The sequence below is a fragment of the Streptomyces sp. NBC_01478 genome, assembly GCF_036227225.1.
GTDB lineage: Bacteria > Actinomycetota > Actinomycetes > Streptomycetales > Streptomycetaceae > Streptomyces.
Genome location: NZ_CP109444.1, coordinates 3405578 through 3430486, shown reverse-complemented (window position 1 = coordinate 3430486; position 24909 = coordinate 3405578). Strand labels below are relative to the sequence as shown.

The window sequence follows — 24909 nt, the reverse complement described above, 5'->3', positions numbered from 1 at the left end:
TTCCGTGCGTGCCTGCCGGGTGAGGGCCACATGTTCTCCCGACCTGCTGTGCGATGGCCATGAAGCGCGGCCGTGCCGAGCTGTGCGTACTCGCCCGGTAGGGTCTCCCGCGTGCGCAAGACCCTGATCGTGACCAATGACTTTCCGCCCCGGCCCGGTGGCATCCAGGCTTTTCTGCACAACATGGCGCTACGGCTGGAGCCCGAGCGGCTCGTCGTCTACGCCTCGACCTGGAAGCGCGGCCGGGAGGGCGCGGAGGCGACGGCCGCCTTCGACGCCGAGCAGCCCTTCACCGTCGTACGGGACTCCACGACGATGCTGCTGCCGACGCCCGCGGCGACCCGCGGGGCCGTCGGGCTGCTGCGTGAACACGGGTGTACGGCGGTGTGGTTCGGGGCGGCGGCGCCGCTCGGGCTGATGGCGCCGGCGCTGCGGAAGGCCGGTGCCGAGCGGCTGGTGGCGACCACGCACGGGCACGAGGCCGGGTGGGCGCAGTTGCCCGCCGCGCGTCAACTCCTGCACCGCATCGGGGAGTCGACGGACACGATCACCTACCTCGGGGAGTACACCCGGTCGCGGATCGCCGGTGCGCTGAGTCCGGAGGCGGCGGCGCGGATGGTCCAACTGCCGCCCGGTGTCGACGAGAAGGTCTTCCACCCAGGATCCGGCGGCGCCGAGGTCCGGGCGCGGCTCGGGCTGACCGAGCGGCCCGTCGTCGTGTGCGTCTCGCGGCTCGTGCCGCGCAAGGGGCAGGACACGCTGATCCTCGCCATGCCGCGCATCCTCGCCCGGCAGCCCGACGCCGTCCTGCTGATCGTGGGCGGCGGCCCGTACGAGAAGGAGCTGCGCAGGCTGGTGCGGGAGACGGGCGTGAGCGACTCGGTGCGGTTCACCGGCGCCGTGCCCTGGTCCGAACTGCCCGCGCACTACGGCGCCGGTGACGTCTTCGCCATGCCGTGCCGCACCCGGCGCGGCGGGCTCGACGTGGAGGGGCTCGGCATCGTCTACCTGGAGGCGTCCGCCACCGGGCTGCCCGTCGTCGCCGGTGACTCCGGCGGCGCGCCCGACGCGGTGCTCGACGGCGAGACGGGGTGGGTCATCCGCGGCGGGTCCCCGGAGGAGGCCGCCGACCGGATCGTCGCGCTGCTGGGGGACCCGGAGTTGCGGCAGAACATGGGCGAGCGGGGACGGCAGTGGGTCGAGGAGAAGTGGCGCTGGGATCTACTCGCGGAGAAATTGAAAACCTTGTTGCACACGGAGGGCTAGGCGGAACCGAATAATCCGCACATGCTGCGCGCATGACAGCAAAACTGACGCAGCATCAGTTGACGAGACGTCAAATCCTGGGCATGATCGCCCTCCAGACCGCCGCCACGGCCGGTCTCACCCGTATCGGCCTCCAGTCCGCGCAGGCCGTCGAACCCGCCGCCGTCCAGACCGCGCCCGCGATCGTCGTGGGTTCCGGCTACGGCGGCGCGGTCGCCGCCCTCCGCCTGGGCCAGGCCGGCGTCACCACCCTCGTCCTGGAGATGGGCAAGCTCTGGAACACGGCAGGCTCCGACGGCAAGATCTTCTGTTCCACCGCCGCCCCGGACCAGCGCTCGATGTGGTTCAAGACCCGCACCGAGGCCCCGCTCGCCAGCTTCCTGTGGCTGGACGTCGTCAACAAGGACATCGGCCTGTATCCCGGCGTCCTGGACCGCGTGCACTACGACAACATGTCCGTGTACGTGGGACGCGGGGTCGGCGGCGGCTCGCTGGTCAACGGCGGGATGGCGGTCACCCCGCGCCAGTCGTACTTCACCGAGCAGTTCCCCGCCGTGGACGCCGCCGCGATGTACAACACGTACTTCCCGCGCGCCCGCACCATGCTCGGCGTCAACACCGTCGACCCGACGTGGTTCGAGTCGACCGAGTGGTACCAGTTCACCCGCACCTCACGGAAGGCCGCCACGAACACCGGGCTGACGACCACCTTCGTGCCCAACGTCTACGACTTCGGCTACATGCAGAAGGAGGCGGCCGGCACCGCCACCAAGTCCGCGCTGGCCCAGGAGGTCATCTACGGCAACAACTACGGCAAGAAGAGCCTCGACAAGACCTATCTCGCCTCGGCGCTCGGCACCGGCAAGGTCACCATCCACACCATGGAGAAGGTGAAGGCCGTCACGCGGGCGAGCGACGGGTCGTACGTGCTGACCGTCGACCGGATCGACGACACCGGCGCGGTCGTCGAGACCAAGCAGTACAACTGCACCTATCTGTTCCTCGGCGGCGGCAGCCTCGGCACCACCGAACTCCTCGTGCGCGCCCGGGACACGGGCACCCTGCCCGCGCTCAGCTCCACGGTCGGGGCGGGCTGGGGACCCAACGGCAACACCATGGTGGGCCGCGCCAACCACATCTGGGACACCACCGGCGCCAACCAGGCGACGATGCCGGTCATGGGCATCGACGACTGGGCCAACACCGACAACCCGGTCTTCGCGGAGATCGCCCCGCTGCCCATCGGGTTCGAGACCTGGGTGAGCCTCTATCTGGCGATCACCAAGAACCCCCAACGGGCGTCCTTCACCTACGACTCGGCGAGCGGCACGGTGAAGCTCGGCTGGACCGCGGCGCAGAGCGCGGTCTCGGTCGCGATGGCCAAGAAGCTGTTCGACCGGATCAACTCGGCCAACGCGACGCTCTACCGGTACGACCTGTTCGGCACGGCCAACAAGGTGTTCGCGGACGACTTCTGCTACCACCCGCTGGGCGGCTGTGTGTTGGGCAGCGCGACCGACAACTACGGCCGGGTGAAGGGGTATTCGAAGCTGTACATCACGGACGGTTCGCTGGTGCCCGGCAACATCGGCGTGAACCCGTTCGTCACCATCACCGCGCTCGCCGAGCGCACGCTGGAACGGGTCCTCGCCGAGGACTTCTGAATCCCTGAGCGGATCCCCGAGCGGATCCCCGAGTGAATCCCCGAGCGACTCCCGAAAGGATGCCCCAACTACCCGTCTACTTCTGGTAGATGGCCTCGATCTCGTCCGCGTAGTCCTTGGCCACCACATTGCGCTTGAGCTTCAGGGACGGCGTCAAGTGGCCCGACTCCTCCGTGAACTGGGAGGACAGAATGCGGAACTTCCGCACCGATTCCGCCTTCGACACCGCGGCGTTGCCGTCGTCGACAGCGTCCTGGATCGCCTGCAAGAGATCCGGATCGTCACGCAGCGACGCCGCGGTGGAACCCGCCGCCTTGCCGTGCTCGGCAGCCCAGCGGCCCAGGAACTCGTCGTCGATGGTGACCAGCGCGCCCACGAACGGCCGCCCGTCGCCGACGACCATGCACTCCGCGACCAGCGCGTGCGCGCGGATGCGGTCCTCGATCACGGCCGGGGCGACGTTCTTGCCGCCCGCGGTGACGATGATCTCCTTCTTGCGCCCGGTGATGCTGAGGTAGCCGTCCTCGTCGAGGGTGCCGATGTCCCCGGTGTGGAACCAGCCGTCCGCGAGCGCCTCGGCCGTGGCGGCCTCGTTGTTCCAGTACCCCTTGAACAGGTGCTCGCCGTGCAGCAGCACCTCGCCGTCGTCCGCGATGCGTACGACCGAGCCGGGCAGCGGCTGCCCGACCGTGCCGATCTTCGTGCGGTCCCAGGGGTTGAACGCGGTGGCGGCACAGGACTCGGTCAGCCCGTAGCCCTCGAGGACGGTGAAGCCGATCCCCCGGAAGAAGTGACCGAGCCGCTCGCCCAGCGGGGCGCCCCCGGAGATCGCGTACTCGCCCCGCCCGCCGAGGACGGCACGCAGCTTGCTGTAGACGAGCTTGTCGAAGGTCTTGTACTTGATCTTCAGACCGAGGGACGGACCCGACGGCGTGTCCAGCGCGCGGCTGTACGCGATCGCGGTGTCGGCCGCCTTGTCGAAGATCTTGCCCTTGCCGTCGGCCTGCGCCTTGGCGCGCGCCGAGTTGTAGACCTTCTCGAAGACCCGCGGCACACCGAGGATCAACGTCGGCCGGAACGAGGCGAGTTCATCGGTGAGGTTCTTGATGTCCGGGACCAGGCCCAGCTTGATCGGCGCCATCATCGGCGCGATCTGCACGAGCCGTCCGAAGACGTGCGCGAGCGGCAGGAACAGCAGCACCGAGCACTCGCCGGTGCGGAACAGCGGGCGCAGCCGCTCCACGATGTTGCCGCACTCCGCGAAGAAGCTGCGGTGGGTGAGCACACAGCCCTTGGGCCGGCCGGTGGTGCCACTCGTGTACACGATGGTCGCCGGGTCGTCGGCCTTCGCCAGCGAGCTGCGCTCCTCGACGGTCGCGTCGCTGATGTCCTTGCCCGCGCGGTCCAGCTCCTCGATCGCGCCGGTGTCGATCTGCCAGACGTGCTTGAGGGCGGGCAGGTGCGCGCGCACCGACTCGACGGCGGCGGCGTGCGCGTCCTGCTCGACGATCACGGCGGTGGCGCCGGAGTCGCTCAGGATCCACTGCACCTGCTCCGGTGAACTGGTCTCGTACACCGGCACGGTGATCGCGCCCGCACACCAGATCGCGAAGTCGAGCAGCGTCCACTCGTACCGCGTGCGGGACATCAGCCCGACCCGGTCGCCGGGCTGGACGCCGGAGGCGATGAGCCCCTTGGCGGCGGCGTGCACCTCGGCGAGGAAGACCGTGGCGGTCACGTCCTGCCAGCCGCCGTTCGCCTTACGCGCGATGACGGCGACATCTGGGTGCTGCGCGGCGTTTCTGCGGACGATGTCGGTCAGATTGCCGTCCGCGGGGACCTCGTACAAAGCCGGAAGGCTGAACTCGCGCAAGACTGCTGCTCCTCATAGGGCGCCGGCGCCACGACGTTGTGTGATGCGACGGTCCGGTCCAAGGCTCGGGCAGGTGCGTCAGGACCGGGTGATTGAAATCCTGAGCACGACTGGACTGCCCGGACGTTACCCGTCGGTATGGCTCCTACGACAGGGGGGTCCGGCGAGATGTTCGCTGCGTCACACAGATTGGTGTTTCCTCGCGCACAGTAGTCCACGCCTTTCTTAACTGGCCAGTAACCGCAAGGTCCGCCGCCACTGTTCACGTTTGCCGCACACGCCTACCCTTGATCGTCATGGCACCCACACCAGCCGGAAACTCCGGGACGAGAATCCATGTGGTCAGCGACGTGCACGGCAACGCCCGTGACCTGGCCAGAGCCGGCGAGGGTGCCGACGCCCTGATCTGCCTGGGCGACCTCGTCCTCTTCCTCGACTACGCCGATCACTCGCGCGGCATCTTCCCCGAGCTGTTCGGCGAGGAGAACGCCGACCGCCTGGTCGAGCTGCGCACCGCCCGCCGCTTCGAGGAGGCCCGCGAACTCGGCGCCCGCCTCTGGAGCGCGGTCGGCGGGGACCGCGCGGCCCTGATCGAGAAGGCGGTCCGCAAACAGTACGCAGAGATGTTCGCCGCCTTCCCCACCCCGACGTACGCCACCTACGGCAACGTCGACATGCCGACCCTGTGGCCCGAGTACGCGGGCCCCGGCACGACGGTCCTCGACGGCGACCGCGTCGAGATCGGCGGCCGCACCTTCGGCTTCGTCGGCGGCGGCCTGCGCACCCCCATGCGCACGCCGTACGAGATCAGCGACGAGGAGTACGCCGCGAAGATCGAGGCGGTCGGCGAGGTCGACGTCCTGTGCACGCACATCCCGCCCGAGGTCCCCGAGCTGGTCTACGACACCGTCGCGCGCCGCTTCGAACGCGGCAGCCGTGCCCTCCTGGACGCCATCCGCCGCACCAGGCCCCGCTATTCACTGTTCGGCCACGTCCACCAGCCGCTCGTACGGCGGATGCGGATCGGGGCGACCGAGTGCGTGAACGTGGGGCACTTCGCGGGGACCGGCAAGCCGTGGGCGCTGGAATGGTGAGCTCCCCTGATCTCTCCCCCTGATGTCCGCCCTGATGTCCGCAGGTAGGGGGTGCGTTGGGGCGGTCGGCGGAGAGGTAGCCTTCACGCTGCACGCACACGCGCATGACGACGCCCTGCCGGTCCGCATCTGGAGGAGCCACAGCGATGGCGGAACACACCAGTTCGAGCATCACGATCGAGGCGGCACCGGCCGACGTCATGGAGGTGATCGCCGACTTCGCCCGCTACCCGGACTGGACCGGCGAGGTGAAGGAGGCGGACGTCCTCAAGACCGACGAACGGGGCCGCGCCGAACAGGTCCGGCTCGTCATGGACGCCGGCGCGATCAAGGACGACCAGACCCTGGCGTACACCTGGACCGGCGACAACGAGGTCTCCTGGACCCTCGTCAAGTCCCAGATGCTCCGCTCCCTGGACGGCTCCTACCTCCTCAAGCCCACGGGCGCGGGCGCCACGGAGGTCACGTACCTCCTCACGGTGGACGTCAAGATCCCCATGCTGGGCATGATCAAGCGCAAGGCGGAGAAGGTCATCATCGACCGGGCGCTGGCGGGGTTGAAGAAGCGGGTGGAGTCGGGGGAGAAGTAGGGGGAGCGGGGGAGCAGGGGGCTGAGTCGCGGGTGGGGGCGGGGGCTTCGCGGCTTGGGGCGGCACCGTCCGGCTTGGCTGGGGCGCGCTTTGCGGTGCAGGTTGGCATGGTCGAGCTGGGTTGACGCCTGCTTTGCGGTGCCGGTCGGCATGGTCGAGCTTGGCTGGCGCTCGCTTCGCGGTGCAGGCAGCACTATTGAGTTCGGCTGGCGCTTGCTTTGCGGTGCAGGTCGGGACTATCGAGTTTGGCTGACGCTTGCTTTGCGGCGCAGGTCGGCATGGACGAGCTTGGCTGGCGCTCGCTTTACGGTGCAGGTCGGGACCATCGAGCTTGGCTGGCGCTCGCTTTGCAACGCAGGTCGGCATCGTCCAGCCTGGCTGTCGCTCGCTTCGCAGCGCGGGCGGGCATCATCCAGGTCGTCTGACGCTCACCTTCCGGTGCTGGTCGGTACAGCCCAGCGCGCCTGACGCTCAATTTTCGGTGCGGCGGGGATCACTCAGCTTGTCTGCCGGTCACCTTCCAGTGCGGCGGGGATCACTCGGCTTGCCTGACGCTCACCTTCCAGTGCTGGTCGGTCCGACCCAGCTCGGCTGACGCTCATGCTCCAGCGCGGGCGGGCACCATCCAGCCGGTGCGGGGCTCACTTTCCAACGCAGGCTGACCCAATCCGGCACGTCCGGCGCCTTTTCGACGTGGGCCGCTGATGTCCAGTCGGTCCGGTGCCTTACCGCACAGGCCGCTGATATCCAGCTCGTCCGGTGCCATTAAGCACAGGTTGCCAATATCCGGCCCGTCCGGTGCCGTGCAGTAGAGGCCGCCAACATCCAGCCCGTCCGCTGCCTTGCAGTACAGGCCACCAACATCCAGCCCGCCCGGTGCCTTTCAGCGCGGGCCGCCAATACCCAGCCCGTCCGGCGTTTGAGGACGAGGCCCCTTCAGGGCCGAAGCGGGGGTCTGGGGGCGGCAGCCCCCGGCAACGGCGCCCGGCCCCCACCGAGCGACTACCGTTCACTCATATGCGCACCCTCCTGATCACCGGCCCAGGCGGCAGCGGCCGAAGCACCCTCGCCGCAGCCACCGCACAAGCCGCCGCAGGCACCGGCACCCGCACGCTCCTCCTCGGTGCCGACCGTGCCGACACCCTCGGCGCCGCCCTGGGCGCGGCGACAGGACCGGCACCGGCAAGGGTCACCGAACACCTCACCGCCTGGCGCCCGGACGCGACGGAGTCCTTCCGCGCCGACCTCACCGCCTTCCAGGACCGCGCCTCCACCGCCCTCGAACTCCTGGGCGCGGCACGCCTGGACGCCGAGGAACTCACCCCCCTCCCCGGCGCCGAGGAACTGGCCCTCCTGCGCGCACTGCGAGACGCGGCCCTCTCCGAGGCCTACGACCTCCTCGTCGTAGACCTCCCGCCGACCCCCCACGCCCTCGCCCTCCTCGCCCTCCCCGAGGAACTCCGCCGCTACCTCCGCCGCCTCCTCCCCGCCGAACGGCAAGCCGCCCGCGCCCTGCGCCCGGTCCTCGGCCGCCTCGCCGGCGTCCCGATGCCCTCGGAGTGGCTCTACGACACGGCGGGCCGCTGGGACGTGGAACTGGCCGCCGTGGAAGCCGTCCTCGCCGACCGGAACACGTCCGTACGCCTGGTCGCCGAGCCCGGACCGGCCGGCGCCGACGCCGTCCGCGCCGCCGGCCTCGCACTCGCCCTGCGCGGACTGCGCCCCGACGTGCTGCTGGCCAACCGGGTACTGCCGGAGTCCGTCGAGGACACCTGGCTCGCCGGCCTGGGCGTGCAGCAGCGCAAGACCCTGGACGAGTGGCAGGGCGCGTACGACGTCCATCACGTCCCCCACCTCGGCCACGACCCGCGCGGCACCGACGACCTCGCCGCGCTCGCGGTGCCCGGTGTCAACGCGGTCGGTTCCACGGTCGAGTGGCCCGTCACCGACCGGCTCGCCGAGGACGGCGTGCTGGTCTGGCACATCCCGCTGCCCGGAGCCATACGGGACGACCTGGACCTGGTCCGCCGCGGTGACGAACTCGTCGTCACCGTCGGCCGGTTCCGCCGTATCGTGCCGCTGCCGTCCGCCCTGCGCCGGTGCACCGTGGCAGGTGCCGCCCTGCGTGAGGGCGAACTCCGCATCCGCTTCACCCCCGACCCGGACCTGTGGCCGCAGGGAAGGTGAGGATTGGTGGGTGCGGAGACGGTGAAGCACGTACGCCCATTCGGGTAACGTCGTAGAGACGAACCGTAGTCAGGAGTCCGTCATGAGCGAAGAGCTCCCCCCGTACGACGCCGGCAAGGAAGAGGCGCTCGACGAGGTGCGGGCGACCGACGCCGACGCCTGGGCGACGGCGGCCGCCGAAGACCTCGCGGCGGAGAAGGCCCGCCGCCGCACCCAGTACGGCCCGCCCCCGGGCTCGGCCGCCGAGGAACTGCGCAAACTCGTCGACACCGTCGCGGACAAGCTGTCCGGCCTCCAGTCCCCGTTGCTCGGCCAGGTCGCCGGACCGGCCGCCCAGCAGGTGGTGAAGCAGGTCGTCCAGCAGGCCAAGGCCGCCGTCGAGCCCGTCATCGAACGCAACCCGGACGTCTTCGACCACCTCGCGGCGGCCGGCGGCGAACTCCTCGCCGCGTACCGCTCCGCCGTCCAGGCCCAGGAACAGCGCTGGACCGCGCGCGACAGCGAACTCAAGGACCGCCGTGACCGGGGCGAGGACCCGGGCCCGGGCGAGCGTATCGACCTCGACTAGAGAGCCCGCACTCCGGACCGACGTCGCGAATCCGACGCCAGCCCCTCGGGTACGGTGGGCCATAGCGGGGCTCGACCGAAACTGAGGGATTCATGGGACTCACCATCGGCGTCGATATCGGCGGCACCAAGATCGCGGCCGGGGTTGTCGACGAGGAAGGCAACATCCTCTCGACCCACAAGGTGCCGACCCCGGGCACGGCCGAGGGCATCGTCGACGCCATCGCCGCCGCGGTCGACGGAGCGCGCGCCGGGCACGAGATCGTCGGCGTGGGCATCGGTGCCGCGGGCTACGTCAACCGTCAGCGCTCCACGGTCTACTTCGCGCCGAACATCGACTGGCGCCAGGAGCCGCTGAAGGAGAAGGTCGAGGCCCGCGTGGGCCTGCCCGTCGTCGTGGAGAACGACGCGAACGCCGCGGCCTGGGGCGAGTACAAGTTCGGCGCCGGCAAGGGCCACCGCAACGTCATCTGCATCACGCTCGGCACCGGCCTCGGCGGCGGCATCATCATCGGCAACAAGCTGCGCCGCGGGCACTTCGGGGTGGCCGCCGAGTTCGGCCACATCCGCATGGTGCCGGACGGCCTGCTGTGCGGCTGCGGCTCACAGGGCTGCTGGGAGCAGTACGCGTCGGGCCGCGCCCTCGTCCGCTACGCCAAGCAGCGCGCCAACGCCACCCCCGAGGCCGCGGACGTCCTGCTCTCGCTCGGCGACGGCACCCCCGAGGGCATCGAGGGCAAGCACATCTCCATGGCTGCCCGGCAGGGCGACCCGGTGGCCGTCGACTCCTACCGCGAACTGGCCCGCTGGGCCGGCGCCGGCCTCGCCGACCTGGCCTCCCTCTTCGACCCCTCCGCGTTCATCGTCGGCGGCGGCCTCTCGGACGAGGGCGAACTGGTCCTCGACCCGATCCGCAAGTCCTACAAGCGCTGGCTGGTGGGCGGCAACTGGCGCCCGGTGGCCGACGTGATCGCCGCCCAACTGGGCAACAAGGCGGGCATGGTGGGAGCAGCAGACCTGGCAAGGGAACCCGACCCGATCATGTAAGTCGCCCTGGCTTTTGCTTTTAGGGGCGCGGGGAACTGCGCGACCAGCCACGCACGATCGGCGGTCGCCCACGTACCTCGCGCCCCGAGCCATTGGGCGCGCGGCCCATTCCAACGCCGCGTAGATTGATCCACATGGCGCCGCTCCCCAACTCCCGCACTGAACCGGACGGTTCGGCAATCATCCGCGTCCTGAGCTACAACATCCGCTCGATGCGCGACGACACCGCCGCCCTGGCCCGGGTGATAAGGGCCTGCGCCCCGGACCTCGTCCTCATCCAGGAGGCCCCCCTCTTCTTCCGCTGGCGCAAGAAGCTGGCCCGGCTCGCGTCCGCCTCCGGCCTGGTGGTCCTCTCCGGAGGTGGCACCGCCGCAGGCCCCGCCCTGCTCTGCTCGCTGCGGGCGACGGTCGAGCGCACGGAAGACGTCCTGCTGCCGCTCACTCCGGGACAGTTCCGACGCGGCTTCGCGACCGCGGTCGTCCGCTTCGGAGCCACCCGCCTCGGCGTCCTTAGCTGTCACCTCAGCCTCCGCCAGGACGAGCGCTACGACCAGGGCGGCATGCTGCTCGACCGACTGGCCGGGATGGGCGTGGACCACGCGATCGCGGGCGGCGACCTCAACGACCGCCCCGACGGCCGGACCTTCACCCGACTGGCCAAGGATCTGCAGGACTGCTGGGCCACCACCCCCTGGGGCGCCGAGTACACCTGGACCCCCGGCAACCCCTTCCAGCGCATCGACGCGATCTTCGCGACGCCGGGCATCGAGGTACTGGGGTGCGGGGTACCGCTGGGGCTGCCGGGGGTGGCGGAGGCCGACATCGAGCGGGCGACGGATCACTTCCCCGTACTGGCCGCGGTGCGCGTGCCCGCGGCCTGAACCACGGCCGCCGGGCGGAGTCCGGCGCGGCCGCCCGAAGCCGGTGAGGCTCGCCGGGCCCGAGCCGTGCGAGGGGGGCGTCGAGGGGCACTGCCGTGAGGGCGGCCACGGACCACTTCCCGGTCCCCGCCGCCCTCGGAATCCCCGCCAGCCGGACGCTAGACGACCGCGCCCCGCCCCGGATCGTCCCCGTCCTCTTCGTCCGTCCGCATCCGCATCACCAAGGTGGCGAAGCCGCCCAGGAACCCGCCGATGCCGATGGTCGCCAGCCACCACGTCATGTCCCAGCCGAGCAGCACCGCCAGCAGCAGGAGGACCGGGCCGCCGATGACTCCGAGCCAGGCGAACTTGGCCGTGGTGTCGGCGTCCGGCAGCGGGGGCGGCTCCGGCGGCACGAAGTGGCCCTCGTCGTCCTCGTCGAAGTCCTCGTCGGCGGCGTCCGGCGCGGTGTAGTCACGGGGCCCGCCGACGCCGGGCGCGAAGGAGACCGAACTGCCCAGCGGCTTGGCGGGCGCCGGCGGCTCCTCCTTGTCGGCACTCTCCGGGCTCTCCGCGCCGGCCGCCTTGTCCGTGGACTTGGCGTCGTTCTTCTCGGGATCCAGCAGTGCCAGGTCCTCGATCGACTTGAACGGCTTGGCGCCCGGCGGATCCTTGGGCTCGTCGCCGTACCCGGCGACGATCGCGGCCCACGCGGCCTCCTCGTCGAACGGGACGCCCTGCTCGTCCGGTTCGAGGCCCTCGCGGTCGGAGTCGTGCTCAGCCACCTGTGGCCGTCCCTTCCTGCTCGCTCACCCGGCCCGTGTCGGACACCTGCTGGCCGGCACTGGGTGCGAGCCGGCCGATGAACGCGAAGCTCTCCTCGAAAATCCGGTCCGCGTCGTGGTCCAACGTCGCGACGTGGTAGCTCTGTTCCAGCAGGATCTCCGTCACGTCGGTCGAGGAAACCCGACTGAGGACACGAGCCGAGTCGGCCGGCGGAACCACATGGTCCTGGGGGCTGTGCAGCAGCAGGAGCGGCTGGGTGACCTGCGGGAGCTCGCGGTCGACCAGCCGGAAGAAAGTGCGCAGGGAGTGCGCGGAGTGCAGCGGCACCTTGTCGTACCCGACCTCCTCGCTGCCCTCCTTCGCGATGTCGCTGGCGATACCCGGCGCCGTACGCACCAGGTGGCGGGCCACCGGAAGGGCGTACGCCGCGAGGCCGTGCACCTTGATACCGGGGTTGACGACCACCACACCGCTGATCTCGTCGCCGTGCTTCGCGGCCAGCCGCAGGGCCAGCGCGCCGCCCATGGACAGGCCCGCGACGAAGACCTGCGAGCAGCGCTCGCGCAGGGCGCGCAGCTCGCGGTCCACCTCCGCGTACCAGTCCTGCCAGCCGGTGAGCTGCATGTCCTCCCAGCGCGTGCCGTGCCCGGGCAGCAGCGGCAGCGACACGGTGAGGCCGCGCTCGGCCAGATGCTGCGCCCAGGGGCGCAGCGACTGCGGGGAACCGGTGAAGCCGTGGCAGAGGAGAACTCCGACCTCCCCGCCCTCGTGGCGGTACGGCTCGGCTCCGGGGAGGACCGGCACCTTCGGTCTCCTGTTCATGAGAGGGGCGTGTTCATGAGAGAGCGGTGATCATAGGACGCGAGTTCATGAGAGGGATGTGAACAAGTCCGGATGCGGTTAACCGTACGCGACCGCACTGACACCGACCAGGGTCGTCGGGTCCTTTGACAGTGCTCCGGGTTAAGGTCTGATCGACGGACACGGGAGGCACTCGGTTGTTGTACGGCACGATGAAGGTCGCCATCGGGGGACCGCTGAAGGTCGCCTTCCGACCCTGGGTGGAGGGCCTGGAGAACATTCCGGACGAGGGCGCCGCCATCCTGGCGAGCAACCATCTCTCGTTCTCGGACTCGTTCTTCCTGCCCGCGGTCCTGGACCGCAAGGTGACGTTTATCGCGAAGGCGGAGTACTTCACGACGCCCGGGGTGAAGGGCAAGTTGACGGCCGCGTTCTTCAAGGGCGTGGGCCAGCTCCCCGTGGACCGTTCCGGTGCGCGCGGGGCGGGCGAGGCAGCGATCAAGAGCGGGATCGACGTCCTGGAGCGCGGTGAACTGTTCGGTATCTATCCGGAGGGCACGCGCTCCCCTGACGGCCGTCTCTACCGGGGCAAGCCCGGCGGTCTCGCGCGCGTGGCGCTCGCCAGCGGCGCCCCGGTGATCCCGGTCGCGATGATCGACACCGAGAAGATCCAGCCGCCCGGCAAGGTCATGCCGAAGCTGATGCGCCCGGGCATCCGGATCGGCAAGCCGCTCGACTTCAGCCGGTACAACGGCATGGAGCACGACCGTTTCGTCCTCCGCGCGGTGACCGACGAGGTCATGTACGAGATCATGAAGCTCTCCGGCCAGGAGTACGTCGACATCTACGCGACCGCCGCCAAGCGGCAGATCGCGGACGCGGCGAAGGCCGGCAAGGAAGCGGAGAAGGCGGCCAAGGCCGCGCTCACGCAAGCGGAGAAGGAGCAGACCGGCTCCCCGTAGAGGGGCAGTCCGGTTTCGGGGGTGGGGGCCATGGCCAAGCAGGTGCGTGTCGTCAGAATGTCCGTCGAGCAGCCGCTGTGGCGCGCGCTCAGCGGCTACCGGGTGCTGACCATGCTGTACGCGGTCGGTCTGTTCGCCTCCGCCTACGACGAGTTCGACCGCCCGGGCATCGCCATCGCCTTCTACGTCGTCCTGTTCGTCTGGACGCTGGCCACGCTGCCCCGCGTCCAGAGCGCGGTCGCCTGCACCAAGCGCTTCCTCGCCGCCGACCTCACGGTCGCGCTGATCGGCATCGTCCTCACCCCGCTCGCCGCCGACGACCACCACATCGACAGCGGCGGCCCCACCCTGCCGTCGATATGGACCGCCGGTTCGGTCCTCGCCTACGCCATCAAGGGCGGCTGGCGCTGGGCCGCGTTCGCCTCCACCCCGGTCGCCGTCGCCAACCTGATCGAGCGCGGCTCCCCGGCCCGCGACACCGTCCACAACGTGGTCCTCGTCTGGGTCGCCTCCATCGCCATCGGCTACGTCGTGGAGGTCGCCCGCGCCTCCGAGCGCACGCTCGCCCGTGCCCTGGAGATCGAGGCCGCCACCCGGGAGCGGGAGCGGCTCGCCCGGGACATCCACGACGGGGTGCTCCAGGTGCTGGCCATGGTGCAGCGGCGCGGTGCCGTGCTCGGCGGCGACGCGGGCGAGCTGGGCCGGATGGCGGGCGAACAGGAGATCGCGCTGCGCACCCTGGTCTCCGGCGGCCTGGTCCCCGTCTCCCGGGTCTCGCTGGACGCGGCGGAGGGCGCGGTCGTGAGAGTCGTGGAGGAAGAATCCGACGATGACGACGACGGCCCGGTCGATCTTCGGTCGCTGCTCGCGCCGTACGCCGCCGCGAAGGTGAGTTTCGCCGAGCCCGGTGCTCCGGTGCCGTTGCCCGCGGACGCGGCGAAGGAGCTGGCCGCCGCGGTCGGTGCCGCCCTGGACAATGTGCGCAGGCATGCCGGTGACGACGCCCGTGCCTGGATCCTGGTCGAGGACGAGCCCCGGGAGGTCGTCGTGACCGTACGGGACGACGGGCCCGGGATCCCCGAGGGGCGGCTCGCGCAGGCCGAGGGGGAGGGGCGGCTCGGGGTCGCCCTGTCGATCCGGGGGCGGCTGCGGGACCTCGGGGGCAGCGCCGAGCTGGTCTCGATTCCCGGGCAGGGCACGGAAGTTGAGCTGAAGGTACCGAAGGCGCGGGGGAAGGCGGGGACACGATGAGTGAGCAGCGGGGCCCGATCAGGGTCATGGTGGTCGATGACCATCCGATGTGGCGCGACGCCGTCGCCCGCGACCTTGCCGAGGCAGGCCTCGACGTGGTCGCCACCGCCGGGGACGGCGAGCAGGCGGTACGCCGGGCGAAGGCCGCCGCCCCCGACGTCCTCGTCCTCGACCTGAACCTGCCGGCGATGCCCGGTGTCCAGGTCTGCAAGGAACTGGTGGGCGCCAACCCGGCGTTGCGCGTCCTGGTCCTCTCCGCGAGCGGCGAGCACGCCGACGTACTGGAGGCGGTGAAGTCCGGCGCGACCGGCTATCTGCTCAAGTCGGCTTCCACGGAAGAGCTGTTGGACGCGGTGCGGCGCACGGCGGTCGGCGACCCGGTGTTCACTCCTGGCCTCGCCGGACTGGTCCTCGGCGAGTACCGCCGCCTGGCCTCCGACCCGGCACCGGCCGGCGGCGGCGAGCCCAAGGCGCCCCAACTCACCGACAGGGAAACCGAAGTACTGCGGCTGGTCGCCAAGGGCCTGAGCTACAAGCAGATCGCCGAACGCCTGGTCATCTCGCACCGCACGGTCCAGAACCACGTCCAGAACACCCTGGGCAAGCTCCAGTTGCACAACCGGGTGGAGCTGGTCCGGTACGCGATAGAGCGCGGCCTCGACGACGCATAGCCGGCCCCGCTAGATCAACTCCCCGACAATTCACCGGAATTGATCTCGGAATTGACCTTCCCGCCCATCCCTCTGTGACCTGGATCACCATTAGCGTGGCTGTCACAGGAAACCGCGGCGAAGGGATATTTCCATGCGCGTCGGAGTACTGACCGGAGGCGGCGACTGCCCCGGACTCAACGCCGTCATCCGGGGCATCGTCCGCAAGGGCGTACAGGAGTACGGCTACGGTTTCGTCGGCTACCGGGACGGCTGGCGAGGTCCACTCGAAGGCGACACCGTCCGGCTCGACATCCCCGCGGTGCGCGGCATCCTGCCCCGCGGCGGCACCATCCTCGGCTCCTCCCGCACCAACCCGCTGAAGCTGGAGAACGGCATCCGCCGGATCAAGGACAACCTCGCCGCGCAGGAGGTCGACGCGCTCATCGTGATCGGCGGCGAGGACACCCTGGGCGTGGCCGCGCGGCTGTCGGACGAGTACGGCGTGCCGTGCGTCGGCGTACCGAAGACCATCGACAACGACCTGTCCGCCACCGACTACACCTTCGGCTTCGACACCGCCGTAGGCATCGCCACCGAGGCGATCGACCGGCTGCACACCACGGCAGAGTCGCACATGCGGGTCCTCGTCTGCGAGGTGATGGGCCGGCACGCGGGCTGGATCGCCATCCACTCCGGACTCGCGGGCGGCGCCAACGTCATCCTCATCCCCGAGCAGCGCTTCGACGTCGAGCAGGTGTGCGGCTGGATCACCTCGCGCTTCAAGGCGTCGTACGCCCCGATCGTGGTCGTCGCGGAGGGGGCCATGCCCAAGGACGGCGACGTCGTGCTGAAGGACGGGACCCTCGACTCCTACGGGCACGTCCGGCTGTCCGGGGTGGGCGAGTGGCTGGCCAAGGAGATAGAGAAGCGCACCGGCAAGGAGGCCCGCACCACCGTCCTCGGCCACGTCCAGCGCGGCGGCACCCCGAGCGCCTTCGACCGCTGGCTCGCCACCCGCTTCGGCCTGCACGCCATCGAGGCCGTCCGCGACGGCGACTTCGGCAAGATGGTCGCCCTGCGCGGCACGGACATCGTCCGCGTACCGATCGCGGAGGCCACGGCCCAACTGAAGACGGTCGACCCGAAGTTGTACGAGGAGGTCGGGGTGTTCTTCGGCTGAGGCGTGGCCGCACTCCGGGCGTCGGCCGGGCGACTCAGCCCGTCCGACGCTCCACCGACCGCGTGCTCGTCCCGCGCAACCGACCTACCAACTCCCGTACGACAGCAGCCCCGTTGAGCGTCAGGACGGACTCCGGGTGGAACTGGACGCCCGCGAAGCCAGGCCCCCGCAGCGCGTGCAGCTCCCCTTGGGCACTCCGGCTCAACTCCACACCATGGGCGGCCAGTTCGGCGGCGGCCTCGTCGTCGCAGCGCGCCACGAAGCTGTTGTAGAAGCCGACGGTCTCCTCCCGTCCGAACAACTCGATCACCGTCTGCGCCCCCTGGTACGGCACCTCCTTCCGTACGATGTCCAGGCCCAGCTCCGCCGCGATCAACTCGTGCCCCAGGCACACGCCGAGGACACCGTGCAGGTTCTCCCGGAGGACGTCGGCGGTCAGCGCCCGCAGGAACCGCATCTTCGGGTCGGCCGTGTCGGAGGGGTCGCCCGGTCCAGGACCCAGCACCACGGGCCCCTCGTGCGCGAGCACCGCCTCCCGCAGCCCCTCCTCGTCGTACCGCCGCACGGTCACCTCCAGGCCGCTCGACCGCAGCACGTGCGCGAGCATCGCCGTGAAGGTGTCCTCCCCGTCGACGACCAGCGCGTGCCCGGTCAGCTCCCCGGACCGCTCCTGCATCCGCAGCCAGAACGGGGCCAGCGAGCCGCGGCGCCCGTCGAGCGCGGCCCGCACCCGGGGGTCGTCGGCCAGCCGGGGGCGCGTGCCCTCGTCGCGCGGGCGGGACGGTCGTACGCCCAGGGCCGCCAGCACTCCCGCCGCCTTCGCGTGGGTCTCCGCGACCTCGCCCGCCGGGTCTGAGCCGCGGACGAGGGTGGCGCCGACGGGCACCCGCAGGCGGCCGGCCGGGTCGATGTCGGCGGTGCGGATGAGGATGGGGGAGTCGAGGGTCTGCGCGCCGCCGGAGTCGCGGCCGAGCAGGGCGAGGGCGCCGGCGTAGTAGCCGCGCCCGCCGACCTCGTGCCGCTCGATGACCCGGCAGGCGTTCTGCACGGGCGAGCCGGTGACGGTCGCCGCGAACATCGTCTCCTTCAGGACCTCGCGCACGTCCAGCGAGGACCGGCCGCGCAACTCGTACTCGGTGTGCGCGAGATGGGCCATCTCCTTCAGCCGCGGCCCGACCACCACCCCGCCCATGTCGCCGACCGTGCACATCATCTTGAGCTCCTCGTCGACGACCATCGACAGCTCCTCGATCTCCTTGCCGTCGGCGAGGAAGGAGAGGAGGTGTTCGGGTGTGGGTCCTTCGGCCGGATAGCGGTAGGTCCCGCTGATCGGGTTCATCACGACCGTCCCGCCGGACATCCGGACATGCACCTCGGGACTGGCGCCCACGAGCGTGCGCTCACCCGTGTGCACGACGAAGGTCCAGTACGCGCCCCGCTCACCGACCAGCAGCCGCCGGAACAACGCCAGCGCGTCGGCCCTGCCGTACCCCGGGATCTCCCCTTCGTACGTCCGCCGGATGACGAAGTTGGCGCCCTCGCCGCGCCCGATCTCCTCCCGCAGCACCCGCCCGACGATCTCGCCGTACGCCTCGTCGCCGACGTCGAAGCCACCGCCCTCGACCCGCACGTCGTGCGCGGGCAGGTGTTCCAGGGCGTCGGCGAGCGGGATCTCGTACGACTCCTCGGGGGTGAGGAAGGACAGCGGGGTGCCGTCGTCGCGGACGTCGAAGCCGCGCTCGCGGATCTGGCGGTAGGGGACCAGGGCCAGGCCCTCGTCGGGGAGGTCGGCGAGACGGTCGTAGGAGGCGACCGGGCCGATCATGACCTCGATCACGTCGTGGTCGTGGCCCGGGGTGCGACGGCGCAGCAGGGCGAACGGGCGGGAGTCGCGGAGCAGGTCGTCCAGATGCATGGGTCCTTGGTTCCTTCTCGTGGAGAGGAACGGACCCCGGACACACCGAAGGCCGCCCCTCGGGCGGCCTTCGCGGAGTACTGGGAGTACGCGCAGTCAGTGGGCCGCCGGATGAGCGGTCCACCACCAGTTCTGGATCGTGTTCTGGGTCGAATGCGCGAACATGACGCGCACCCTACCCCACGCACAGGTGAGCATCGGGGCGTCTCACCTGTCGAGCCGCGCGAAAACGACTCGACACGACCCCGTAATGTTGAGGGCGTGACCGTGAACGCTAAGACCAGCGCCAGCGCTGGCAACACCTGGCGAGACCTGCCCGCGGCGCAGCAGCCCGAGTACCCCGACACCGAGGCTCTGCGCGCAGTGATCGCGGACCTCGAGTCGTATCCGCCGCTCGTCTTCGCGGGCGAGTGCGATCTGCTGCGCGCCCGGTTGGCGGCCGTCGCCAAGGGAGAGGCGTTCCTCCTCCAGGGCGGCGACTGCGCCGAGGCCTTCGACGCGGTGTCCGCCGACCACATCCGCAACAAGCTGAAGACCCTGCTCCAGATGGGCGCCGTGCTGACGTACGCCGCCTCGGTGCCGGTGGTCAAGGTCGGCCGTATCGCCGGCCAGTACTCCAAGCCGCGCTCGAAGGGCACCGAGACCCGCAACGGCGTGACGCTGCCGACGTACCGCGGCGACTCGGTCAACGGCTTCGCCTTCGACGAGAAGTCCCGCATCCCGGACCCCGAGCGCCTGAAGCGGATGTACAACGCGTCCGCCTCCACGCTCAACCTGGTGCGCGCCTTCACCACCGGTGGTTACGCCGACCTGCGCCAGGTGCACGCCTGGAACCAGGACTTCGTGAAGTCGTCCCCCTCCGGCCAGCGCTACGAGCAGCTCGCGCGCGAGATCGACAGCGCGCTGAACTTCATGCGGGCCTGCGGGACGGACCCGGAGGAGTTCAAGACCGTCGAGTTCTACTCCTCGCACGAGGCGCTGCTGCTGGACTACGAGTCGGCCCTGACCCGCGTCGACTCCCGCACCGGCAGGCTCTACGACGTCTCCGCGCACATGGTGTGGATCGGCGAGCGCACCCGTCAACTGGACGGCGCGCACATCGAGTTCGCCTCCCAGATCCGCAACCCGATCGGCATCAAGCTCGGCCCGACGACGACCGCCGAGGACGCGCTCCAGTACATCGAGCGCCTCGACCCGGACCGCGAGCCCGGCCGGCTCACCTTCATCGTGCGGATGGGCGCGGACAAGGTCCGCGACAAGCTGCCCGAGCTGGTCGAGAAGGTCACCGCGTCCGGCGCGACCGTCGCCTGGATCACCGACCCGATGCACGGCAACACGTACGAGGCGGCCTCCGGTCACAAGACCCGCCGCTTCGACGACGTGCTCGACGAGGTGAAGGGCTTCTTCGAGGTCCACAAGGGCCTCGGCACCCACCCGGGCGGCATCCACGTCGAGCTCACCGGTGACGATGTCACCGAGTGCGTGGGCGGCGGCGACGAGATCTTCGTCGACGACCTGCACCAGCGCTACGAGACGGCCTGCGACCCGCGCCTCAACCGCAGCCAGTCCCTTGACCTGGCCTTCCTGGTCGCCGAGATGTACAGGGACCAGTAACCGTTTCACCTGTTACAGCAGTGTGCCGTGGGGCGGGGATCACATACGATCCCCGCCCCACGGCACTTTTACAGCTCTCGCGCGACGGGTAAGGTTAGGTTAGCCTCACCGATTATCGGGATGGCATGACGACCTTCGATCCCGCCCGGGAGGTGACCCGCGTGTACGTCTGCAACTGCTTCGGTGTGACCGAGGCGCAGGTCGCGAAGCACGCGGAGGGCGGTGCCTGCACCCCCCGGCAGATAGCGTCGGCCTGCAAGGCGGGCACCGACTGCGGGTCGTGCGTCCGCCGTATCCAGGCGCTGCTGGGCCGGGGCGCGTGCCCGCGCCGCGAGGCGGCCGACCAGGGCGAGTCGATCCTCGCCGAGCTGGCCGGAGCCGGAATGGCCGAGCTGGAGGACGCGGCCTAGAGTCCGGCGGGTTTCGGCCGGCGGGTACTAGCTGGGCTGCTCGATCTGCTGCGCGATGTAGAGCGCCTCGCCGAGCTGCTCGATCAACTGGAGCTGCGTGTCGAGGTAGTCGATGTGGTGCTCCTCGTCCTCGAGGATGTCCTCGAAGATGTTGGCCGACGTGATGTCGCCCTTCGTGCGCATCACCTCGATCCCGCGCTTGAGGCGGTCGATCGCCTCGACCTCCACCTGCCGGTCCGCCTGGAACATCTCGGTGACCGTCTGACCGACCCGGACATGGAACAGCCGCTGGTAGTTCGGCAGACCGTCGAGCATCAGGATGCGCTCGGTGATCTTGTCCGCGTGCTTCATCTCGTCGATGGACTCTTCACGCGTGTACTTGGCGAGCTTGGTCCAGCCGTTGTTGTCCTGGATGCGGTAGTGCAGCCAGTACTGGTTGATCGCGGTCAGCTCACCGGTGAGCTGCTCGTTCAGGAACTCGAGGACCTCGGGGTCGCCCTGCATCGCAGAGGCTCCTTCCAGAAACGGGGGGGACTGGCGGGTTGCGCCGCATGATTGCATCGGCGCTCAGATGTCGTCCAGTAAGTGCATGCTTAGTAGGAGTTGCCCGAATCCGCCCAGAGCCGGTCATGTGCACCGCCCCCCGTCTGTCAGGATGGAGCCATGGGTCAGAGAGGGGTCGAACAGTCCGAGCTGCCGCCCGGCCAGCGACTTCAGCGCGGCTGGCCGGTCACCCACTACGGCCCGGTGCCCAAGTTCCGCCCCGAGCGCTGGGAGTTCAGGGTCTTCGGCGCCACCGCCGACGGCGACAAGCACTGCTGGAACCACGACGAGTTCACAGCTTTGCCCTACGACTCCGTAGTGGCCGATCTGCACTGCGTCACGAAGTTCAGCATGCTCGGCGCCGAATGGGGCGGCATCCCCGCCCGCACGATCCTGGACACCGCCCCGCCCGCACCGGCCGTCACCCATGTCATGGTCTGGGCCGAGTACGGGTTCAGCGCCAACCTCCGCCTCGCCGACTTCGCCGCCGAGGGCACCATCTTCGCCACTCACAAGGACGGCGAACTCCTCACCGCGGAACACGGCTTCCCGCTCCGCCTGGTCGTCCCCCACCTGTACGCCTGGAAGGGCCCGAAGTGGGTCCGGGGCGTCGAGTACATGACGGCGGACCGGCGGGGGTTCTGGGAGGAACGCGGGTATCACAACGTGGGCGATCCCTGGCGGGAGCAGCGGTACTCGTACCAGGAGGAGCCGGAGGACGGCCCGGAGCTGTGAGCCCCTCGGGGGCTAGGCGTCCCTGAGCTTCTTCAGCCGCTCGACGTCCGCCGCGTGCCCCTCCTTGCCGCCGGGCGTCTCGATGATCAGAGGCACGCCCTCGGTCGCCGGGTGGGTCATCAGCGCGCGGAACGGATCCTCGCCGATATGGCCGGAGCCGATGTTCTCGTGGCGGTCCTTGTGGGCGCCGACGACGTCCTTGGAGTCGTTGGCATGGATCAGTTTCAGCCGCCCCTCGCCGACCGTGTCCACCAGCAGATCGAGGGTCTGGTGCATCCCGCTCGGGCCGGTCAGATCGTGCCCGGCGGCGAAGATGTGGCACGTGTCCAGGCACACGCCCAGCTTCGGATGAGCGTCCAGCGCCTCGAAGTACGGCCCGAAGTCCCAGGTCCGCGAACAGAGCGAGGATCCCTGACCGGCCGTGGATTCCAGGAGCAGGAACGGGTCGTCGTCGTGGGTCAACTCGTCCAGCAGCGGCAGCAGATGCTCCCGCACCTGGGCCAGCGCCACGGCCCGCTCCCGCCCGCCCGTCGCGCTCCCGGTGTGCACGACCACGCCGAGCGCGCCGATCTCGCGTCCCCGCCGCAGCGAGTGCCGTAGCGACTCCACGGACTTCTCCACGGTGGCCTCGGTGTGCGAGCCGAAGTTGATCAGGTACGGGGCGTGCACGTACGCCGGGATCGACTCGGTCTCGCAGGCCGCGCGGAACTCCTCGTCCTGGCGCGGGTTCCCGACCGGTGTGGCCCAGCCGCGCGGGTTGGCGACGAAGACCTGCACGGTCTCGGCGGCCAGCTCACGGGCGTAGGACAGGCCCACGGAGTGGAGACCGCCGGCGACCGGGACGTGGCCGCCGACGGGGTTGCGGGAGGGGAGCCGAGAGGGCGGGGAGGGGTGCTGGGTGCTCACCCGTCCAGGGTGTCACGCGCGCGTGCCGCCCCCGTCACCGGATCTCGATCGTGATCGTCGACCCCTTGGGAGCCTGTTCGCCCGCGTCCACGGACTGGCTCTTCACGGTGTCGCCGAACAGGCCGAGCAGACCGCGGTCCTCCTTGACCTTGAAGCCGGACTCCTCCAGGAGCCTCGTCGCGGCGTCGACACTCGCGCCCACCACGCTCGGGACCTCGACCATCTCCGGGCCTTTGGACACCGTCAGCGTCACCGTGTCGCCCTCGGCGGCCTGGCTGTCGCCGGCCGGGGTCTGCCGGGCGACCTGGCCCGCGTCGTACTCCGAGGTGACCTCGGTGGCGGACACCGTCACCTTGAGACCGGCCTCCTGGAGGTCCGACTTCGCGTCGTCCAGATCCTCACCGGTGACGTCGGGCACGTCGACCGCGCTGCCCTTGCTGACGGTCAGGGCTATCGCGGAGCCCGCGTGGCGCTTGGTGCCCGCCTCGGGGTCCGTGCTGATCACGAAGTTCTTGGGGACGTCGTCGCTGAACTCCTTGGTGACCATGCCGGCCGCCAGCCCGTCCGTCTTGAGCAGGGCCTGCGCCTTGCCCAGGGCGTAGCCCGTCAGGTCGGGCACCTTCACGGTCTCCGGGCCGTCGGAGATGGTCAGGGCCACGGAGTCGTTGTTCCGGATACGGGCGCCGGACACCGGGTCGGTGCTGATGACGGTGCCGCGCTTCACGGTGTCGCTGTAGGCGTGGTCGACCTTCTTGACGTCGAGACCGGCGTCCTCCAGCCGCTCCTTCGCCTGGGCCTCGGTCTTCGCCAGCAGCGGCGGGACCTTGGTGAACTGGCCGGAGTTGATGTACCAGACGCCCGTGCCGACCCCGATGATCAGCAGCAGCGCGGCGATCACCGCCAGCAGCCCGCGCCGGGGGCGCCGCGCCTCGCGCCGCCGGGGCGGCAGCGGCGGCCCGCTCTCGAACCGGCTGGTCCGGTTGAACGGGTCACCGGGCCCGTCGTCCTCGTTGACGGGCAGCGGACGCGGCACGGTGAGCGAGCGCGGGATCACACTCGTACGGTTCTCCGCGTTGGGGTGCTCCGAGGTCAGCGCCTGCGGCGGCACCGCGTCCAACTGCTCGTCGCTCAGTCCGGCCCGCGCCTCGCGGACCATCCCGAACAGCGCGACCGCGTCGTAGGGCCGCAGGTCCGGGGTGCGCGCGGTGGCCGTGGCGACCAGCTCGTCCAGCTCGTACGCCAGCCCCGGCACGAGCGCCGAGGGCGGCGGGACGTCCTCGTGCAGGTGCTTGTAGAGCACGATCGCGGCGGAGTCCCCGTCGTGCGGCTTCTGGCCGGTGAGCATCTCGTAGAGGACGACACCGCACGCGTACACATCGACCCGGGGGTCGGCGGTGCTGCCCTCGATCTGCTCCGGCGCGAGATACGACACCGTGCCGAGCACGGCCCCCGTGGTGCTGGTGTGCGTGTCCACGGACCTGACAAGACCGAAGTCGGCGACCTTGACCCGGCCGTCGTCCCCTATGAGCACGTTCTCCGGCTTCATGTCCCGGTGCACGAACCCGGCCCGGTGCGCGGCGCCCAGCGCGGCCAGCACCGGCTCCAGGATGTCCAGCGCGGCCCGCGGCTGCAGCGCCCCGCGCTCGCGCAGCACGTCCCGCAGAGTGCAGCCGGCGACGTACTCCATGGCCAGATAGACGTACGACCGGTCGGCGCCCTGGTCGAAGACCTGCACCACGTTCGGGTGCGCCAGTCTCGCCACCGACTTGGCCTCGCGGATGAACCGGTCCACGAAGTGCGCGTCGGCCGCCAGCGTCGGGTGCATCACCTTGAGCGCGAGAACCCGGTCCAGGCGGGTGTCCACGGCCCGGTAGACCGTGGCCATCCCGCCGACGGCGATCCGCGCGTCGACGCGATAGCGGCCGTCGAGCAACTGCCCGACGAGAGGGTCATGAAGGGTCGTATCCACGCAGGTGAGTGTACGAGCCGAGGCTGACAGCACCGC

Annotated in this window: 23 protein-coding genes; 15 read left to right on the top strand and 8 right to left on the bottom strand. The window is 70.2% G+C overall.

Translation table 11 applies throughout. The features are described from left to right. Positions 1-111 precede the first annotated feature (111 nt). A complete protein-coding gene (locus OG223_RS15475) occupies positions 112-1266 on the top strand; it encodes a glycosyltransferase family 4 protein (protein WP_329248028.1) in 1155 nt (384 codons plus the stop codon). Positions 1267-1349: 83 nt separating this feature from the next. After that, positions 1350-2930: a GMC oxidoreductase gene (locus tag OG223_RS15470; RefSeq protein WP_329265287.1), complete on the top strand. Its 1581-nt coding sequence runs from the start codon at positions 1350-1352 to the stop codon at positions 2928-2930. Between the two features lie 76 nt (positions 2931-3006). Here OG223_RS15470 and OG223_RS15465 read toward each other — a convergent pair whose 3' ends face one another. After that, entirely contained in the window at positions 3007-4803 is a 1797-nt protein-coding gene (locus tag OG223_RS15465) for an AMP-dependent synthetase/ligase (RefSeq protein WP_329248025.1), read from the bottom strand. A gap of 338 nt (positions 4804-5141) precedes the next feature. Here OG223_RS15465 and OG223_RS15460 point away from each other — a divergent pair, with 338 nt between their 5' ends. The 6 genes from OG223_RS15460 (at position 5142) to OG223_RS15435 (ending at position 11169) form a co-directional block, all read left to right on the top strand. Further along, positions 5142-5897: a metallophosphoesterase family protein gene (locus tag OG223_RS15460; RefSeq protein WP_329265286.1), complete on the top strand. Its 756-nt coding sequence runs from the start codon at positions 5142-5144 to the stop codon at positions 5895-5897. 146 nt (positions 5898-6043) lie between these two features. Continuing rightward, entirely contained in the window at positions 6044-6487 is a 444-nt protein-coding gene (locus tag OG223_RS15455; RefSeq protein WP_329248022.1) for an SRPBCC family protein, read from the top strand. 1017 nt (positions 6488-7504) lie between these two features. Next, on the top strand, positions 7505-8674 hold the full coding sequence (locus OG223_RS15450) for an ArsA family ATPase (RefSeq protein WP_329248018.1): 1170 nt from the start codon (positions 7505-7507) through the stop codon (positions 8672-8674). Between the two features lie 82 nt (positions 8675-8756). Continuing rightward, complete coding sequence (locus tag OG223_RS15445) at positions 8757-9242, top strand: DUF5304 family protein (protein WP_329248016.1); 486 nt, start codon at positions 8757-8759, stop codon at positions 9240-9242. A gap of 92 nt (positions 9243-9334) precedes the next feature. Next, complete coding sequence (locus tag OG223_RS15440; RefSeq protein ID WP_317886877.1) at positions 9335-10288, top strand: ROK family glucokinase; 954 nt, start codon at positions 9335-9337, stop codon at positions 10286-10288. A 134-nt stretch (positions 10289-10422) separates the two neighbouring features. Continuing rightward, positions 10423-11169, top strand: coding sequence for an endonuclease/exonuclease/phosphatase family protein (locus OG223_RS15435; protein ID WP_329248011.1), 747 nt, complete (start codon positions 10423-10425; stop codon positions 11167-11169). 158 nt (positions 11170-11327) lie between these two features. Here OG223_RS15435 and OG223_RS15430 read toward each other — a convergent pair whose 3' ends face one another. Further along, complete coding sequence (locus tag OG223_RS15430; RefSeq protein ID WP_329248008.1) at positions 11328-11933, bottom strand: hypothetical protein; 606 nt, start codon at positions 11931-11933, stop codon at positions 11328-11330. Continuing rightward, the gene (locus OG223_RS15425; RefSeq protein ID WP_329265285.1) at positions 11926-12738 is read right to left on the bottom strand and encodes an alpha/beta hydrolase; all 813 of its coding nucleotides are present in this window, start codon (positions 12736-12738) and stop codon (positions 11926-11928) included. Before OG223_RS15425 ends, OG223_RS15430 begins: the two co-directional genes overlap by 8 nt. 209 nt (positions 12739-12947) lie before the next feature. On the opposite strand from OG223_RS15425, the gene OG223_RS15420 reads away from it, so the two are divergent. The 4 genes from OG223_RS15420 to OG223_RS15405 all read left to right on the top strand — a co-directional run bounded on the left by OG223_RS15420 (position 12948) and on the right by OG223_RS15405 (position 16781). Beyond that, positions 12948-13697 carry a lysophospholipid acyltransferase family protein gene (locus OG223_RS15420; RefSeq protein ID WP_329265284.1) on the top strand — a complete coding sequence of 250 codons (750 nt, stop codon included), beginning with the start codon at positions 12948-12950 and terminating at the stop codon, positions 13695-13697. A gap of 30 nt (positions 13698-13727) precedes the next feature. Further along, a complete protein-coding gene (gene macS, locus OG223_RS15415; RefSeq protein ID WP_329248005.1) occupies positions 13728-14948 on the top strand; it encodes a MacS family sensor histidine kinase in 1221 nt (406 codons plus the stop codon). Further along, on the top strand, positions 14945-15619 hold the full coding sequence (locus OG223_RS15410; RefSeq protein WP_329248002.1) for a response regulator transcription factor: 675 nt from the start codon (positions 14945-14947) through the stop codon (positions 15617-15619). Before macS ends, OG223_RS15410 begins: the two co-directional genes overlap by 4 nt. Positions 15620-15752: 133 nt before the next feature. Continuing rightward, positions 15753-16781, top strand: a complete 1029-nt coding sequence (locus OG223_RS15405; RefSeq protein WP_329247999.1) for a 6-phosphofructokinase — start codon at positions 15753-15755, stop codon at positions 16779-16781. Positions 16782-16815: 34 nt separating this feature from the next. On the opposite strand, the gene OG223_RS15400 is transcribed toward OG223_RS15405, so the two are convergent. Together OG223_RS15400 and OG223_RS53945 are read right to left on the bottom strand one after the other, a co-directional pair. After that, positions 16816-18696 carry an anthranilate synthase family protein gene (locus tag OG223_RS15400; protein WP_329247996.1) on the bottom strand — a complete coding sequence of 627 codons (1881 nt, stop codon included), beginning with the start codon at positions 18694-18696 and terminating at the stop codon, positions 16816-16818. 96 nt (positions 18697-18792) lie between these two features. Next, the gene (locus OG223_RS53945; RefSeq protein ID WP_355922438.1) at positions 18793-18861 is read right to left on the bottom strand and encodes a trp operon leader peptide; all 69 of its coding nucleotides are present in this window, start codon (positions 18859-18861) and stop codon (positions 18793-18795) included. A 96-nt stretch (positions 18862-18957) separates the two neighbouring features. On the opposite strand from OG223_RS53945, the gene OG223_RS15395 reads away from it, so the two are divergent. Together OG223_RS15395 and OG223_RS15390 are read left to right on the top strand one after the other, a co-directional pair. Further along, on the top strand, positions 18958-20310 hold the full coding sequence (locus OG223_RS15395; RefSeq protein WP_329247994.1) for a class II 3-deoxy-7-phosphoheptulonate synthase: 1353 nt from the start codon (positions 18958-18960) through the stop codon (positions 20308-20310). Between the two features lie 125 nt (positions 20311-20435). Continuing rightward, positions 20436-20720 carry a (2Fe-2S)-binding protein gene (locus OG223_RS15390; protein ID WP_329247992.1) on the top strand — a complete coding sequence of 95 codons (285 nt, stop codon included), beginning with the start codon at positions 20436-20438 and terminating at the stop codon, positions 20718-20720. A 27-nt stretch (positions 20721-20747) separates the two neighbouring features. On the opposite strand, the gene bfr is transcribed toward OG223_RS15390, so the two are convergent. Then, positions 20748-21224 (bottom strand): bacterioferritin, encoded by a 477-nt coding sequence (bfr, locus tag OG223_RS15385; protein ID WP_019062355.1) that lies wholly within the window; start codon positions 21222-21224, stop codon positions 20748-20750. Between the two features lie 159 nt (positions 21225-21383). On the opposite strand from bfr, the gene OG223_RS15380 reads away from it, so the two are divergent. After that, positions 21384-21998 carry a sulfite oxidase-like oxidoreductase gene (locus tag OG223_RS15380; RefSeq protein ID WP_329247989.1) on the top strand — a complete coding sequence of 205 codons (615 nt, stop codon included), beginning with the start codon at positions 21384-21386 and terminating at the stop codon, positions 21996-21998. A 12-nt stretch (positions 21999-22010) separates the two neighbouring features. On the opposite strand, the gene OG223_RS15375 is transcribed toward OG223_RS15380, so the two are convergent. Then, on the bottom strand, positions 22011-22904 hold the full coding sequence (locus OG223_RS15375; protein WP_329247986.1) for a deoxyribonuclease IV: 894 nt from the start codon (positions 22902-22904) through the stop codon (positions 22011-22013). Positions 22905-22938: 34 nt separating this feature from the next. Then, positions 22939-24873, bottom strand: a complete 1935-nt coding sequence (gene pknB / locus OG223_RS15370) for a Stk1 family PASTA domain-containing Ser/Thr kinase (protein WP_329247983.1) — start codon at positions 24871-24873, stop codon at positions 22939-22941. Between the last annotated feature and the right edge of the window lie 36 nt (positions 24874-24909).

Excerpts from the sequence above, each read along its gene's own strand:
- OG223_RS15470 (WP_329265287.1), top strand. The coding sequence starts at position 1,350 with ATGATCGCCCTCCAGACCGCCGCCACGGCCGGTCTCACCCGTATCGGC.
- OG223_RS15455 (WP_329248022.1), top strand. The coding sequence starts at position 6,044 with ATGGCGGAACACACCAGTTCGAGCATCACGATCGAGGCGGCACCGGCC.
- OG223_RS15450 (WP_329248018.1), top strand. The coding sequence starts at position 7,505 with ATGCGCACCCTCCTGATCACCGGCCCAGGCGGCAGCGGCCGAAGCACC.
- OG223_RS15445 (WP_329248016.1), top strand. The coding sequence starts at position 8,757 with ATGAGCGAAGAGCTCCCCCCGTACGACGCCGGCAAGGAAGAGGCGCTC.
- OG223_RS15440 (WP_317886877.1), top strand. The coding sequence starts at position 9,335 with ATGGGACTCACCATCGGCGTCGATATCGGCGGCACCAAGATCGCGGCC.
- OG223_RS15435 (WP_329248011.1), top strand. The coding sequence starts at position 10,423 with ATGGCGCCGCTCCCCAACTCCCGCACTGAACCGGACGGTTCGGCAATC.
- OG223_RS15420 (WP_329265284.1), top strand. The coding sequence starts at position 12,948 with ATGAAGGTCGCCATCGGGGGACCGCTGAAGGTCGCCTTCCGACCCTGG.
- macS (WP_329248005.1), top strand. The coding sequence starts at position 13,728 with ATGGCCAAGCAGGTGCGTGTCGTCAGAATGTCCGTCGAGCAGCCGCTG.
- OG223_RS15410 (WP_329248002.1), top strand. The coding sequence starts at position 14,945 with ATGAGTGAGCAGCGGGGCCCGATCAGGGTCATGGTGGTCGATGACCAT.
- OG223_RS15405 (WP_329247999.1), top strand. The coding sequence starts at position 15,753 with ATGCGCGTCGGAGTACTGACCGGAGGCGGCGACTGCCCCGGACTCAAC.
- OG223_RS15400 (WP_329247996.1), bottom strand. The coding sequence starts at position 18,696 with ATGCATCTGGACGACCTGCTCCGCGACTCCCGCCCGTTCGCCCTGCTG.
- OG223_RS15390 (WP_329247992.1), top strand. The coding sequence starts at position 20,436 with ATGACGACCTTCGATCCCGCCCGGGAGGTGACCCGCGTGTACGTCTGC.
- bfr (WP_019062355.1), bottom strand. The coding sequence starts at position 21,224 with ATGCAGGGCGACCCCGAGGTCCTCGAGTTCCTGAACGAGCAGCTCACC.
- OG223_RS15380 (WP_329247989.1), top strand. The coding sequence starts at position 21,384 with ATGGGTCAGAGAGGGGTCGAACAGTCCGAGCTGCCGCCCGGCCAGCGA.